We start from the raw sequence: 14,253 nt of genomic DNA, 5'->3' as shown, positions 1-14,253 counted from the left end.
GCGTCGTGCGCCGCGGCGGGCCACGATGGGGCATGCCCACCCGCGACCAGCCCGAGACCGTGCAGATCGAGGGCCGCCGCCTGCGCGTGACCAACCTGTCGAAGGTGCTCTACCCCGAGACCGGCACCACCAAGGCCGAGGTGCTCGGCTACCTCGCCCGCATCGCGCCCGTGATGATCCCGCACTGCACCGGCCGGCCCGCCACCCGCAAGCGCTGGCCGGACGGAGTAGGGACCACGGAGAGCCCGGGGGAGTTCTTCTTCGTCAAGGACCTCGAGTCCTCGGCGCCCTCCTGGGTGGTGCGGGCCGACATCGAGCACTCCTCCGGCCCGAAGACCTACCCGCTGGTCGACGACGCCGCCACGCTGGCCTGGCTCGGGCAGGTCGCGGCGCTCGAGATCCACGTGCCGCAGTGGCGGTTCGGCTCGGACGGGCGCCCCCGCAACCCCGACCGGATCGTCCTCGACCTCGACCCGGGCCCCGGTGTCGGCCTGGCGGAGTGCGCGGAGGTGGCGCGGCTGGCGCGCACGCTGCTGCAGGGCATGGGCCTGAGCCCGGTGCCCGTGACCTCCGGGTCGAAGGGCATCCACCTGTACGCCGCCGTGGACGGTTCGCACAGCTCGGACGAGATCAACGCGGTCGCGCACGAGCTCGCCCGTGCGCTGGAGGCGGACCACAAGGACCTCGTCGTCTCCGACATGAAGAAGTCGCTGCGCGGCGGGAAGGTGCTCGTCGACTGGTCGCAGAACAACGCCTCGAAGACGACCATCGCCCCGTACTCCCTGCGCGGGCGGCACCGCCCGACCGTCGCCGCGCCGCGCACCTGGGACGAGCTCGACGGCGACCTCGATCATCTGGAGTACCAGGAGGTCCTCGAACGCGTCGGCACCATCGGCGACCCCATGGCGGATCTCTACGGCGGCGGGGACGTTCCCTACGAGGACCCCGGCGAGCGCACCGCCGACTCCGCACGCCGCGCCAGCGCCGAGCGGGAGATCGTCGAGGGCGGCGGCGCCGGCGCCCCCGGGCGGTCGGCGCTCGCCGTCGGGGACCGGCTGGCGCGCTACCGCGCCATGCGCGACCCTGAACTCACCCCCCGAGCCGGTGCCGGAGAGCGTCACGGGCAGCGGGTCCGAGCTGTCCTTCGTGATCCAGGAGCACCACGCCAGCCGGTGGCACCTGGACTTCCGCCTCGCCCACGCGGGCGTGCTCGTGAGCTGGGCGCTGCCCAAGGGCGTGCCCGTCGATCCGCGGGAGAACCACCTCGCCGTGCAGACCGAGGACCACCCCATGGAGTACGGCTCCTTCGAGGGCACCATCCCGAAGGGTGAGTACGGCGGGGGAGACGTGCGCATCTGGGACGAGGGCACCTACGTGCTGGAGAAGTGGCACGAGGGCAAGGAGGTCATCGTCATCCTGTCGGGACGTGAGGGCGGCGGCCTCGCCGGGCCTGACGGGCCCGGCGACGGTGCACGGGTGGCGCTGATCCGAACCGGCGGACGCGGCGGTTCCGGCGAGGAGAACCACTGGCTCATCCACCTGATGGAGTCGGACCGGGTGTCGCGCGTCTCCGCTCGCCACCCGAAAGATGTCGCACTCGACGGGCCGGGTGCCGGCAGTGGCCGGGCGCGCGGTAGGGACGGCGGTCCCCGTGGCGGCGGTTCACGCCGCGACGAGGCTCCGCCGTCGTCTCGCCCGGACGGGGCTCCGCCGTCGCCGATGATGGCGACGCTGGGGGAGCAGCGCGATCTCACCAAGGGTGTCGACTGGGCCCTGGAGATGAAGTGGGACGGGGTTCGCGCGATCGTCGTGGTGGACGAGGACGGCGGAGTCCGCCTGATCAGCCGCAACGGCAACGACGTCACCGCCCTGTACCCGGAGCTCTCCGACATCTCCGTGGCGGTGACCGGTGCGAGGAGCGCCGTGCTCGACGGCGAGATCGTCGCCCTGGACGAGCGGGGAAGGCCGAGCTTCTCGCGGCTGCAGCAGCGCTTCAACCTCACGCGGGAGCGCGAGATCGCGCGGCTGGCGCAGAGCACGCCGGTGCACCTGATGCTCTTCGACGTCCTCGAGGCGGACGGGGCGTCGTTCCTGCGCGAGACGTACGACGAGCGCCGGGCGCGGCTGCGCGAGATCGTCGACCCCGGCCGGCACCGGCGCGTGGAGATCCCGGACGCGTTCGAGGGGGACGTCGAGGCGGCGATGGAGGCGTCGCTGCGGTGGGGGCTGGAGGGCGTGATGGCGAAGCGCCGCGACTCCGGCTACACCCCCGGACGCCGCTCGCGGGCGTGGATCAAGCTCAAGCACCTGCTCACGCAGGAGGCGGTCGTGATCGGCTGGCGGCCCGGTCAGGCACCCGCGACGGCGCCGTCGGCTCGCTCCTGCTGGCCGTGCCGGACGACGACGGCGGGCTGCGGTACGCCGGGCGCGTCGGGTCCGGCTTCACCGAGCGGGAGACCCGCGACTGGGTCGAGGAGCTCCGCAGCATCTCCCGCAGGACGCCGCCCGCCGAGGGCGTGCCCAAGCTGGACGCCCGGGACGCCCACTGGGTCAACCCTGTCCGCGTGGCCGAGGTGGCGCTGTCGGAGTGGACCACGGACCGGCGGATGCGTCATCCGCGCTGGCGCGGGTGGCGCCCGGACAAGGACCCGGCCGACGTCGTCGTCGAGCTGTCCTGACCACGCCGGCCTCCGGCCCGGAGCTGGTCCTGACGACGCGGGCCGCCAGGCCGGAGTCCCCGTGCCGAGGGCCTTCGAGGCCCGGGTCAGTCGTCCAGGACGAAGCTGACCTCGAGGACCACGTGGAAGCTCGTGATCTTGCCGTCGGTCAGCTCGACCTTCTGGTCCTTGACCCACGCGCCGGAGACGTGCCGCAACGTCTGGGACGCCCGCTCCACGCCCACCCTGACGGCGTCCTCGAAGCTCGTGTCGGACCGGACGCTGATCGTCGTGATCCTTGCGACAGATGCAGCCATAGTTCCTCCTCGTCGAGCGATCCTGCTGCGTGGGCACCATGGTCGGGGCGGACCGTGCGGAGCGCAACGTGGTAGACATGCTCCCCGTGTCCCGGCATGCCAGCTCCGTCAACGTCCGCGAGGTCGCGTGGGACGACCCGGCGGCTGCCGGGCTCCGTGCGGCCATGAGCGAGGAGCTCGACCCGCGCCTCGCCGGTCACGGGCCCCGTCTCGGCCCGGCCCTGGCCGCCGCGCCGGAGGAGATCACCCTGACCCTCCTCGTCGAGGACGACGGCGAGGCCGTCGCCTGCGGGGCGCTGCGCAGGATGCCTGAGCCCGTCGACGTCGACGGGGCGAGCGCCGGCCACGAGGTCAAGAAGCTCTACGTCGCACCAGGTCATCGACGTCGGGGCCTGGCCACGCTGCTGCTCGCGGAGCTGCGGGCGGCCGCGGCGCAGTCGGGGGACGACGCGCTGGTCCTGCACACCGGCACGCCGGTGCCCGAGGCGGTCGTGTTCTACCAGGCGCGAGGCTGGCGGGAGATCCCGCCGTACGGGCAGTACGTCGACGTCGCCGACCTGAGCGTCTGCTTCGGTGCCCCCACTGCGGGCAGGCTCACCGTCTGACGCTCCACCGCGCGCGCGGCGCTCCAGGGCGCCGTCACCGAGGCCAGGCGTTCCCTCCCGGGCAAGCGCAACGGAAGGCTTGTTCCACGAAGCGGAAGCGGCCATGATGGGCGTGACAGGTTCCCCGACGAGGCGGAGGTCCTCGATGACGCAGGCGCACTACTACTCCAACCCCGCCGGGCTCCCGCCGCAGACCGACCTGCTGACGGACCGTGCCATCGTCACCGAGGCGTACACGGTCATCCCGCGCGGGGTGCTGCGCGACATCGTCACGAGCGTCCTGCCCGACTGGACCGGCACCCGGGCCTGGATCCTGAACCGCCCCGTCGCCGGCGGCGCGACGACGTTCGCCCAGTACCTCATGGAGCTCGAGCCCGAGGGAGGCTCGGGGCGTCCCGAACCGCAGCACACCGTCGAGGGCTTCGTGCTCGTGGTGACCGGCGAGCTGACCGTGACGATCGAGGGGGAGACGCACGTGCTCGCGCCCGGCGGGTTCGCTTACGCACCCGCCGGCACGAGCTGGCACGTGCGCAACGCCGGTGCCGGGCCCGTGCAGTTCCACTGGATCCGCAAGGCCTACGAGCCGCTCGAGGGCTACGTGGCCCGACCGGTGTTCGGCAACGAGCAGGATGTCGAGCCGGTCGCCATGCCGGACACCGGCAACAGGTGGCGCACCACCCGCATGCTCCCGGTGGACGACCTCGCCTACGACATGCACGTCAACATCGTGACGTTCGAGCCGGGCGCGTCGATCCCGTTCGCCGAGACGCACGTGATGGAGCACGGCCTGTACGTGCTCGAGGGCAAGGCGGTCTACCGCCTCAACGGCGACTGGGTGGAGGTGCAGGAGGGCGACTTCATGTCGCTGCGCGCGTTCTGCCCGCAGGCCTGCTACGCCGGCGGCCCGTCCAACTTCCGCTACCTGCTGTACAAGGACGTCAACCGGCAGATCGTGCTCTGAGAGGTGCGGGCGGGCCGCCCGACGCGCAACAGGGCGCGACCGTCGGCCGCGTGGACGCCCCGGGGTGTTCACCGGCCGGGGTGTTCACCCGCCGGGGGCGATCACCCGGCGGACGGCGGTGCGGCGGCCGTGGGCGGCAGGGGCTCCGTGGGCAGCAGCGGGCGCGGCGGCGCCCCGTGGGTCCGCACCAGGTCGGCCGGGACCGCGCGGGCGAGCGCGACGAGCGCCGGCTCGACCCGCTGCACGGTGCGCAGCACCTCGGTGAGGTCGAACCCTTTCTGCCACCACAGCAGCGTGGAGCCCGAGAGGCGGAGGCTTCCGCCGCGCAGCTCCGGCGCGGTCAGCGCGTGGGCGAACGCCCCCTGCACGAGAGCGCGGGCGTACTCCTCGTCGGCCGAGGTGATGCGCCAGGTGCCGTCGACCTCCGGGTGCCCGACGGAGATGTCCTGCCCGCCCACGGCCGCGACGATCCCCGCGCGCGCGCCGCGCTCGAAGGCGATCTCGGGCAGCGCCGCGGGCAGGTCGACCCCGACCACCAGGTGCTCCTTCTTCGTCCGGCGGCCGTCCGCCATGATCTGGTCGGTGGTCAGGTAGACGTACTTCAGGAAGAAGGCGCGCAGCCCCTCACGCTCCGTCACGTTGATGTCCGCGGCGTAGCTGTCCCTGCCCGGACGGAAGGGCGCGCCCGTCCAGTCCTCGGCGAGGATGTCCGCGGGGAACCGGCGCCAGCCGCCGCCCCGGGCGAAGGTCCGCTTCGACTCCTTGTACGTCTTCTCCCGGCGGCCCTGGACCGCCACCATGACGGCGATGACGGCCGCCACGACCACCACGAGGACCGCGACGGTCCCCGCGCTCAGCTCGCCGTCCACACGTGCTCCTTCTCCTCGTGGTTCTCCGGGGCGTCGGGGGCCCAGCGGGCCTCCTCCAGCAGGGACTCGACGTCGCCGAGCGTGCGCAGCAGCGCCTCGAGGTCCGAACCGGTGATCGTGGTGACCACGTCGACCGCCCCGCGCGCTCCGGGGAGCGCCGGCAGGCGGACGGCGTGACGGAGGATCCCGATCACGGGGCCGGCGGCCGACGGCCGGTCGAAGCGCAGCACGCGGAGCAGCGCGCGCCCGTCGGGGAGGGCGACGGCCTCCACCTGCACCGCGCCGAGGTCCGGCTCACGGTCCGCCTCGGTGAGCGCACGGTGCACCAGGTGCCGGTTCGCCGACGGGTCGGTCTCGACGGCGGAGACCTCGAGCAGCATGAACCCGGCCCGCACGTCGGGCAGGTGGAGGAAGCGGGCCTGCACGTGGTCCGGGTGGGCCGTCGCCGCGACGGCGGACAGCACGATGCCGAGCCGCTCGCCGAGTTCGGCGTCGTCGATGCCCTGCTCGGCGACGAGGGCGGGCCCCGCGGTCCGCGCCCACGCCTCGGCGGAGGGGTGCTGCGCCGTCGGCCAGGCCATCGGGACCGGCACCCACACGCGGGGGTCGGGGGAGAGGTGGACGTGCACGGTCACGACCACCGCAGGGTGGAGACGACGGCGTCGAACAGCTCGGTGAGCGCGTCGCCCAGGTCCGCGTCAGGATCGTCGGCGGGCTCGAGGACGGCGAGCGTGAGGGCGAGGAACTCCGTCGGCCGGCCCGGGATGCCGAGGAGGTAGCGCACGTGCCGGCTGGTCGCTCCGGCGGCAGGCGCGACGTCGTCGACGACGCCCGCGAGGGGGGCCGGGGGCCTGCCCCCGCGGCCTCGAGCGCCCGCTCCGCCCGGGCGGCCTCCGCCTCGAGCTGGGCGGTGACGTCCCGGCGCGTGAGGGACCGGACCGCCACGGCGTCGCCGACCGCGACGGGCTCGCCCACCCCGCGGGCGACCATAGCGACGAGGACGTCCTCGTGGGAGGCGCCGCCGGCCTCGGGGACCTTGACGACGGCGCCCATCACCGACGCCGGGAGCGTGAGCCCGTCGATCCGCTCGACGGGGACCAGGAGGTCGAGGGCGCCGCGGGCACGGGCGTCGGCGACGAGGCCGTGCAGCTGGTTCTCGATCCGTCGCCGCACCACGGGTGCGCTGTCGCGGGGCACCGACGCGGTGAGGTGCTCGACCGCCCGCCCGACCTGGGCGTCGCCGTCCTCGCCGTCGATCTCGAGCCGGACCCAGCCCGGCGGCACGGTCACCGAGTAGAGACGGCTCACCGGGTGCCCCCGCCGACCAGCGCCTCGTCCATCTGACCACGGTAGTCGGAGAAGGGCTGGGGCTCGCCGAGCGGGTCGTTCCAGTCGAAGAGGTAGGGGTTGCCGCCGTTCGTCAGGCTCTGCTGCGTGAGCTGGTCGTTCACCCAGTCGCTGCCCGCGTCGAAGGTGGGCTTGACGGCGAACTCCTTGGCGGCGTGCGCGCCACCCTCGATCAGCGCCGCCCTGGTCGCGAGGCCGGCGAGCTCGCCGTTGCTGTAGGCGCCGCGGAAAGAGTCGTTGAGCATCGAGATGCGCACGTAGTTGCCGTTGCCGGAGGCGAAGGTGGCGGGCACGGCGTCGATCTCGGCGCGGAGGGGCACGAGGTTGGAGGCGGCGAACAGGGTGCCCTCGCCGGTGCGGCTGAGCACGCGCCCCATGACGTTCCCGGCGAGCTTCTCGACGCCCTTGCCCGCCAGCTTCTCCACCTGGCCCTTGCCGAGGCCGGTGAGGAACTCGATCGCGGACTTCTTGCCCCGCACCACCTGGATGACGTCGACCGACGTCCGCGCGATCTTGACGACCTTCTGGATCTTGGCCAGCGCGCTCAGCACCCGCAGCGCCATCACGAGCAGTCCGCCGCCCGGGACGAACAGGAGGACGATCGAGGCGACCAGGAGCAGGATCTCGAACTTGTCGAGGATGTCCGAGATCACCTTGAGCGCCTTGTCGAGGAAGTCGACCACGTCGCCGAGGAAGTCGCCCGCCTTGTCCCAGAAGCTGTCCTTCAGGGTGTTCGAGTCGGCGAGGTCGCCGACGGCGGCGATGGCCGCGGACGCGGCCTCGTCCCGGTCCGCCACCGCGTCACGGATTCGCTGGACGGCCGCGTCGAAGTCAGCCTGCAGGGCGTCGACCCGGGCGCGGGCGACGGCGAGGTCCGCGACCGGGTCCATGGGCGCCCCGGGAAGCGGCTCCATCCCCATCGTCTCGCGCAGGCGGTGGCTGCTGGCGGCGTGCGCGGCGTCGCTCTCGGCGATCCGGGCCGACTCGAGCTGTCCCGCGACGTCGGCGACGGCGCTCAGCGCCAGGTCAGCCTTGTCCTGGGCCGCGTCGAGGCCCGTGGCGTAGTTCTCGACGGCCTGCGCGGCGCCGGAGTAGAGCGGCTCCGCCTTCTCGATCTCCGCGGCGACCTCCGCGGCCCGCTGCCGGAACTTCTCGACGGCCTTGGACTTCATGTCCAGGTCGCTCAGGTCGCGCAGCCCCTGGGCGGCGGTCGAGATGTGCTCGGCGACGGTCCGGTAGCCGCCGGCGTGCGTGCGCAGCTCCGCGGGGTCGCCGGGCACGGGGTCGCTCCAGAACTCCCGGGTGACCTCCCAGCCGGTGGGACGCGGGGTGCCCATCACGCACCACCGCCCAGACCGTCGGCCAGCTGTGTGTCCAGCTCGGCGAACGCCTCGGCGACGGTGACCATCGTGCGGCCCAGCACGTCGAGGTTCTCGACCATGCGGCCGCGGTGGATCTCCCAGCTCGACTGGAACGAGTCGAGCCTGCCGTACAGCCCGTCGTGGCCGACGGCCTCGCTCAGGCCCGCGCTGCTGCCCATCGTGCCGGTCGAGAACTCCTCGCGGACCGCGGCGAGCGAGTCGGCGGTCGTGAGCAGGAGGTCGGTGCTGAGCGTCAGGTCCCCCGACATGGCTCCTCCGTCGATCGTGGCGCCGCACAGCGCGGCTCCGGTTCTGGGGACACTGTTCCGTAAACCGGAATCCGCGGGCCAGTCCGGCGCACGGGGACTTCTCCCCATCGGCGTGCCGAACCGGCGCCTCCGAGCCAGGTCCACCTCGTAGCGCGACGCTCAACCGTGTGGGATCCGGTGCCGGCGAAGGTCAGGGGGACGTGGTCGCGGGCCGTCGAAGGTCAGAGGGTGCGTGGCCGCGGGCCGTCGAAGGTCAGAGGGTGCGTGGCCGCGGGCCGTCGAAGGTCAGAGGGTGCGTGGCTGCGGGTCCGTGGGCCTCAGCGCTCGCGGACCGAGCCGAGCCCTTCCGTGCTGGAGCTGACCCGGGCGCCGCCGCCGTAGGTGATGGAGCCGGTCCCGTCCGCGGTCGCCGAGAGCTCGCCGGTGACCTCCACGTCTGCGTTACCGGTCCCGCTGAGCGTCACGACGGCGTTCTCCGACGTGAGCCCGCTGCCCTCGTAGCTGCCCGTTCCGTCGATCTGCACCGACTGGGAGCGGGCCGTGCCGCTCAGCTCGACCGAGCCGGTGCCCTCGATGTCCACGAGCAGGTTGTCGACGTCGACGCCCTGCGCCTGCACGTCCCCGGTGCCCTCCACCTCGACGGCCAGTGAGTCGGTGGGCGAGAGCTCGGCCGCGACGTCGCCGGTGCCCCGGACGGTGACGCCCTCGACCTCCGGCAGGACGAGCTCGTAGGTGATCTCACCGAGGCTGCGCAGGCGCACGCCCGGGCGGACGCCGAGGATGAGCACGCCGTCGTGCACCTCGGAGGTCAGCTCGTCGTGCGTGCTCTCGTGCGCCGTGACCGTCAGCGACGCCGTCTCGCCGGTGCTGACGTGGAGGTCGCCTGTGCCGTCGAGGCGGACGCCCCGCACGGAGCCGTCGACCTCGCCGTCCACCGTGCTCACCGATCCGGTCGGGCCGGCCACCGCGCAACCTCCGAGCAGCAGCCCGACGGCGGAGAGGAGGCCGAGCGCGACGGGGAGGTGTCTGATCAGCATGACTCTGGGCTCTCGTTCTCTTGCGTGGGGTTCGTCCGGGCGCCGGGCTCGCGGCGGTGCACCTCATCCTTCCGACGCGCAGGGCGCGGCGGTATGGGAGATGCACCTGATCGAGCCCTGAGATTTCCCTGAGGCGACTCGGGTGAGCTCTCGGGGGGAGCGCGCCGCCGGCACCGGCCCGGACGCCTCAGCCCGGACGCCTCAGCCCGGGCGTGTCAGCCTGCGTCGGGGGGCGCGCCGCTCCAGTGCGGCAGCGGGTCGGCGGGCGAGCCGGCCCTGGTGCGTCCGCGGGTCGGCGGGCGAGCCGGCCCTGGTGCGTCAGCCTGCTCGGCGGGCGAGCCGTGCGGCGTGACGGCGTTCGTGGCTCGGACGGGCCGCCAGGCTGCGGACGCGCTGAAGCAGCCGCACGGCGGGCCGGCGCCTGGTCGGCAAGTCCCGGTGACGTAGCTCGCGCAGCCGCCGCGCCTGCTCCGCCCGGGCGAGGAGGTCCTCGTGCCGGATCCGTCCGAGCATCTCGTTCGGGTCACCGACGTAGGGGTTCACGATCGTGTCCTTGGTCGTCCTGCTGTCCGGCCGTGCGGTGCCGCCGGTCGGTCGGCACCGCGCGCGGCGCCTTGGAGCGGCGACGGCTCGGTCGCCGGGACCAGGCAGGAGACCCTGCCTTCATGTAACGGGTGCAGCGTGTGGCTCAGGTTACATGGAACGTAACTGGCATGCAAGGGCTAAGTGGTTACAACCTCGGTGTCGCCGGAGGTCGGGACGGCGCCGGGCCGGCGTGGTGCCGTGCTGGCACGGCACCGGCCGGCGCGGCACGGCCGGTCCGGACGACGTGAGCGGCCGGTCCGGGCGGGGAGCTCTGGGGCCGGACGGCGAGACCGGTGTGGGCAGGAACCGTCAGGGGCGGGGCGGGGCCGGTGCTGCGCGTCAGTCGGCGGCCGGGCAGCAACGGGCAGCAGCGCTCAGTCGGCCCCGCGCACGAACGCCGCGTGGAACGGGCGGAGCTCGCCGCGGGCCAGGCCGCTCGAGATGGTGGGGTCCTCCGCCATGTAGCGCCGCGCCGTCTCCTCGTCCGGTGCGGTGAAGATGCAGACGCCGGTGTTGATCGCGCCCAGCGTCGGGCCGGCGAGGACGAGACTGCCGTCGGTGAGCCGCCGCTCGAGCAGGACCGCGTGCTCGCCCCACACCCGCTGCTCCTCCTCCGTCATCGTCTCGGCGAAGTGCTCGCGCGGGGGATGGATGAAGTAGATCCACTCGCCCATGGGCTCACGCTAGCCCGGGGCGTCCGGCCGATCTTGCGGATCGGGGACGGTCGTGACCGTACCCGCCGCGCCGTCGACAGTGATCGTCTCACCCGTCCGGATCCGGCTGGTGGCCTCCGGGACCCCGACTACCGCCGGCAGGCCGTACTCGCGAGCGACGACGGCGCCGTGCGACATCGCGCCGCCCATCTCCATCACGAGCCCGCCCGCCGTCAGGAAGAGCGGCGTCCATCCGGGGTCGGTCGACGGCGCGACGAGGATCTCGCCCGGCTCCAGGTGGGCGCTGGCCGGGTCGAGGACCACGCGCGCCCTGGCGGTCACCGCTCCCGCCGAGGCGGGCGCGCCGGCGAGCGTCCCCGGCCGTACCGGCGCACCGGGCGCGACTCCGCGACCTCGGCGGCCACGGCCGCCTCCAGGTCCGTCCCGTCGGAGAGCAGGATTCGCGGCACGTGCCGTCGTCGGGCCTCGCGCTCGTACGTCGAACGCCGCTCCGACACGATCCCGTGCAGGTCCGCACCGCGCAGCCCGACCCGGGCCTCGGCGAGATCGAGGAAGAACACGTCGTTCGGGTCGTCCAGGCGGCCGGCGGCGGCGAGCTCCTCGCCCACGCGGCGCACCTGGGCCCGGAGTGCCGCGAGGACGACGACGAACGCGAACTTGGGCTGCTCCCGCAGGCCGGCCGTCTCCCGCCCGTGCCGCCGTCGAGCGCGCGGCGTGGGCCCTCGGCGTCGCCCTGTCGGGGACCGTGAACGTCGTGGACGTGGGGGAGATCGTCCTCGGCACCGGCTTCATCCCCCTCATCGACCTGCTGAGGCCGGGGATCGAGGACCAGCTGCGCACACGCACGCTCGCCGGCCCCTGGTCGTCCACCGTGCTGCGGGCCGCACCGGTCGACCCTGCGCCCGCCGCGACGGGCGGCGCGATACGCGCACTCGACTGGGTCGTGCGCGAGCCGGCGAGCTGGATCTGGACGGCCTCCACCGCCTGACCGCCGCCCCCGCCCGGCCCACCCTCAGCCGGCGCTGCCCTCCTGCGGCGGCCATGCCTGGACCGGCCCGAGGAGGGCGTTCGCCCAGGCACCGTGCACGGACTCGTCGTCGGAGGGGTGGAACAGGCCCGCCACGACGTCGCGGTAGAGGCGGGAGAGCTCCTTGCCGTTGGAGTAGGACGAGCCGCCGGAGACGCGCACGGCCTTGGTGACGACGTCGAGCGCCACCTCGGTGGCCCGTGACTTCACCGCCGACAGCTGCGGCATCCAGAGAGCGCCGCGGTCCACCTGCTCGTCGACGTCCCGGGCGATCTGGGCGATCTGGGGGGTAGACGCCGTCGAGCTGCATGGCCGCGTCGGCGATCCGCCAGCGGATGTCCGGGTCGTTGGAGTACGGCGCGTTCTGGTTCTTCAGCGACCTCCGCCTCTGCACCGTCTCGACGGCGAGCTCGAGCGCGCGGCGCGCCAGGCCCGTGTACACGGAGGCGAGCAGGATCTCGAAGTTCGCGAAGATCCCGAAGATGAAGGGGTCCGCCGTCGGGCCCGGCGGGATGCGCCGGACGATCCGGTCGGCGGGCGCGTGGGCGCCGTCGAGCCGGGTGGCGAAGGACTGGGAGGCCCGCATGCCGAGGACGTCCCACTCCCCCACGGTCTCCACGCCGCCGTCGCGGGTGACGAAGCCCCAGACGTTGCGCGGCCCGTCCTCGCCGGTGGAGTCGGTGGCGAACGTGCCCAGCCGGGTCCACACGGGGGCCATGGAGGTGAAGATCTTGGTGCCGTGGAAGGAGTAGCCGCCCTCGCCGTCGGGCCGGGCCTCGCTGACGGACCCGAACAGCACGAGGTCGTTGCCCGCCTCCGAGACGCCGAAACCGAAGATCTCGCCGGCGACGGCGTCGTGGAAGATGAAGTCGCAGGAGTCGTCGCCGGCGGCGTGCACCGTTCGGGCGACGCCGAGCCAGACGAGGTGCATGTTGACGCCGAGCGCCGTCGCGGGCGCGGCGGCGGCGAGCCGCATCTGCTCCCGGGTCATCTCCTCCAGCGTCAGGCCGGCACCGCCCAGCTCCTCCGGCACCATCGCGGTCAGGTAGCCCGCTGCCCTCAGGTCCTCGAGGTCCTCGTGGGGGGAAGACGTTCTCGGCGTCGTAGCGCGCGGCGCGGTCGTGGATGCGCCGGAGGAGGTCCTCGGTGAGGATCTGGCGGCCGTCGGTCATGGTCCGTCCTTTCCGTGGGGGTGCTGTCGAGCCTATGCCCCGGGCGGAGAAGGGACGGTCTCGCGACCGCGACGGGACGGCACCGGAAGCCGTGCCCGACCGCGACGGGACGGCACCGGAAGCCGTGCCCGACCGCGACGGGGCGGCACCGGAAACCGGTGCCGCCCCGTCCGGACGTCAGCGTCAGCGTCAGCGAAGGCCGGCGGCCCGGCGCTTGTTGTACACGTCGAACGCGACGGCGAGCAGGAGGACGAGGCCGCGGACGACGGCCTGGACCGACTGGTCGATGCCCATGAGCTGCATGCCGTTGCTCATGACGGCCATGATGAGACCACCGACCATCGCGCCGACGACGGTGCCGATGCCGCCGGTGACGGCCGCCCCACCGATGAAGGCCGCGGCGATCGCGTCCAGCTCGAACATGTTGCCCGCGGCGGGCTGTGCGCCGTTCGAGCGCGACGAGTACACGACGCCGGCGACGGAGGCCAGGAAGCCCATGTTGACGAAGATCCAGAAGTTCACCTTCTTGACCTTCACGCCCGAGAGCTGCGCCGCAGCGAGGTTGCCGCCGATGGCGTAGACGTGCCGCCCGAAGATGCTGCGCTTCGTCACCGCGCCGTAGGCGAGGATCAGCAGCGCCAGGAGGAGGAGGACGATCGGCAGCCCGCGGCTCCGGGAGAGCTGGTAGGCGAAGGCCATGACGACCGCCGCCACCAGGACCAGCTTGAGCACGAAGAGCGGCATGGACTCCACGGGCTGCTTGTACTCGATCTGGCGGCGCCGCGTGCGGTAGGCGTTGAAGGCGTACCCGGCCACCCCGATCGCCGCGATGACGAGGGTGAAGACGTCGAAGCCCTGACCGCCGAGCAGGCCGTTGAGGAAGCCGCTGGCGATCTGCTGGTACTCGCGCGGGAACGGCGAGAGGGAGACGTTGCCCAGCACCTGCAGGGTCAGACCGCGGAAGATCAGCATGCCGGCGAGCGTGACGATGAACGCCGGATCCCGACGTACGCCACCCAGAAGCCCTGCCACGCGCCGACGAGGAGGCCCGTGGCCAGGGCGGCGACCACGCCCACCCACCACGGCATGCCCTGCTGGATGACGAGGACTGCGGAGATCGCGCCGGTGAGCGCCACGACGGAGCCGACCGAGAGGTCGATGTGCCCGCCGATGATGACGATCACCATGCCGATCGCCAGGATCAGGATGTAGGAGTACTGCAGGACGATGTTCGTGATGTTGCCGGGGCTGAGCAGCACACCGTTCGTGAGCACCGTGAAGAGCGCGATGATGAAGACGAACGCGATGTAGATGCCGCTCTGCCGCAGGTTCCTCGTCACGAGGTCCTTGAGGCTCGATGTTCCGGTCATGG

Annotated in this window: 13 protein-coding genes and 4 pseudogenes; 5 read left to right on the top strand and 12 right to left on the bottom strand. The window is 73.0% G+C overall.

Annotated elements, in window-relative coordinates:
- Positions 1-32 precede the first annotated feature (32 nt).
- A pseudogene (locus tag DA06_RS07575) lies at positions 33-2,678 on the top strand (ATP-dependent DNA ligase).
- A gap of 86 nt (positions 2,679-2,764) precedes the next feature.
- Here DA06_RS07575 and DA06_RS07570 read toward each other — a convergent pair.
- Entirely contained in the window at positions 2,765-2,974 is a 210-nt protein-coding gene (locus DA06_RS07570; protein ID WP_043498793.1) for a dodecin family protein, read from the bottom strand.
- A 77-nt stretch (positions 2,975-3,051) separates the two neighbouring features.
- Between DA06_RS07570 and DA06_RS07565 the strand changes: the two genes are divergently transcribed.
- Together DA06_RS07565 and DA06_RS07560 are read left to right on the top strand one after the other, a co-directional pair.
- A complete protein-coding gene (locus tag DA06_RS07565) occupies positions 3,052-3,579 on the top strand; it encodes a GNAT family N-acetyltransferase (RefSeq protein WP_418607296.1) in 528 nt (175 codons plus the stop codon).
- A 145-nt stretch (positions 3,580-3,724) separates the two neighbouring features.
- Complete coding sequence (locus DA06_RS07560) at positions 3,725-4,540, top strand: bifunctional allantoicase/(S)-ureidoglycine aminohydrolase (RefSeq protein ID WP_043498791.1); 816 nt, start codon at positions 3,725-3,727, stop codon at positions 4,538-4,540.
- Positions 4,541-4,641: 101 nt separating this feature from the next.
- On the opposite strand, the gene DA06_RS07555 is transcribed toward DA06_RS07560, so the two are convergent.
- Genes DA06_RS07555 through DA06_RS07545 form a run of 3 tightly spaced genes read right to left on the bottom strand, consistent with a single transcriptional unit; the run spans position 4,642 to position 6,193 of the window.
- Entirely contained in the window at positions 4,642-5,409 is a 768-nt protein-coding gene (locus DA06_RS07555; protein ID WP_043498789.1) for a hypothetical protein, read from the bottom strand.
- Complete coding sequence (locus tag DA06_RS07550) at positions 5,394-6,044, bottom strand: hypothetical protein (protein ID WP_418607295.1); 651 nt, start codon at positions 6,042-6,044, stop codon at positions 5,394-5,396. Before DA06_RS07550 ends, DA06_RS07555 begins: the two co-directional genes overlap by 16 nt.
- On the bottom strand, positions 6,041-6,193 hold the full coding sequence (locus tag DA06_RS07545; protein ID WP_418607294.1) for a hypothetical protein: 153 nt from the start codon (positions 6,191-6,193) through the stop codon (positions 6,041-6,043). Before DA06_RS07545 ends, DA06_RS07550 begins: the two co-directional genes overlap by 4 nt.
- Positions 6,194-6,417: 224 nt before the next feature.
- Here DA06_RS07545 and DA06_RS07540 point away from each other — a divergent pair, with 224 nt between their 5' ends.
- Positions 6,418-6,753 (top strand): hypothetical protein, encoded by a 336-nt coding sequence (locus DA06_RS07540; protein ID WP_043498786.1) that lies wholly within the window; start codon positions 6,418-6,420, stop codon positions 6,751-6,753.
- Here DA06_RS07540 and DA06_RS07535 read toward each other — a convergent pair.
- The 6 genes and pseudogenes from DA06_RS07535 to DA06_RS07510 all read right to left on the bottom strand — a co-directional run.
- On the bottom strand, positions 6,714-8,093 hold the full coding sequence (locus DA06_RS07535; protein WP_043498784.1) for a putative T7SS-secreted protein: 1,380 nt from the start codon (positions 8,091-8,093) through the stop codon (positions 6,714-6,716). The genes DA06_RS07540 and DA06_RS07535 overlap by 40 nt on opposite strands.
- The gene (locus DA06_RS07530; protein WP_043498782.1) at positions 8,093-8,386 is read right to left on the bottom strand and encodes a hypothetical protein; all 294 of its coding nucleotides are present in this window, start codon (positions 8,384-8,386) and stop codon (positions 8,093-8,095) included. Before DA06_RS07530 ends, DA06_RS07535 begins: the two co-directional genes overlap by 1 nt.
- Before the next feature lie 317 nt (positions 8,387-8,703).
- Positions 8,704-9,423 carry a GIN domain-containing protein gene (locus tag DA06_RS07525; RefSeq protein WP_052436488.1) on the bottom strand — a complete coding sequence of 240 codons (720 nt, stop codon included), beginning with the start codon at positions 9,421-9,423 and terminating at the stop codon, positions 8,704-8,706.
- A 318-nt stretch (positions 9,424-9,741) separates the two neighbouring features.
- Entirely contained in the window at positions 9,742-9,966 is a 225-nt protein-coding gene (locus DA06_RS07520; protein ID WP_043498777.1) for a hypothetical protein, read from the bottom strand.
- Between the two features lie 416 nt (positions 9,967-10,382).
- A complete protein-coding gene (locus DA06_RS07515; RefSeq protein ID WP_043498775.1) occupies positions 10,383-10,682 on the bottom strand; it encodes a YciI family protein in 300 nt (99 codons plus the stop codon).
- Between the two features lie 9 nt (positions 10,683-10,691).
- A pseudogene (locus DA06_RS07510) lies at positions 10,692-11,413 on the bottom strand (PEP-utilizing enzyme); the annotation flags it as partial.
- Positions 11,414-11,427: 14 nt separating this feature from the next.
- On the opposite strand from DA06_RS07510, the gene DA06_RS07505 reads away from it, so the two are divergent.
- Positions 11,428-11,670 (top strand): hypothetical protein, encoded by a 243-nt coding sequence (locus DA06_RS07505; protein ID WP_418607292.1) that lies wholly within the window; start codon positions 11,428-11,430, stop codon positions 11,668-11,670.
- 24 nt (positions 11,671-11,694) lie between these two features.
- On the opposite strand, the pseudogene DA06_RS07500 reads toward DA06_RS07505, so the two are convergent.
- A pseudogene (locus DA06_RS07500) lies at positions 11,695-12,881 on the bottom strand (acyl-CoA dehydrogenase family protein).
- A gap of 189 nt (positions 12,882-13,070) precedes the next feature.
- Positions 13,071-14,251, bottom strand: a pseudogene (mmsB, locus tag DA06_RS07495) (multiple monosaccharide ABC transporter permease).
- Between the last annotated feature and the right edge of the window lie 2 nt (positions 14,252-14,253).

The organism is Georgenia sp. SUBG003, from assembly GCF_000715355.2.
Classification (GTDB): Bacteria; Actinomycetota; Actinomycetes; order Actinomycetales; family Actinomycetaceae; genus Georgenia.
This window is presented reverse-complemented; position numbering and strand designations above follow the sequence as displayed.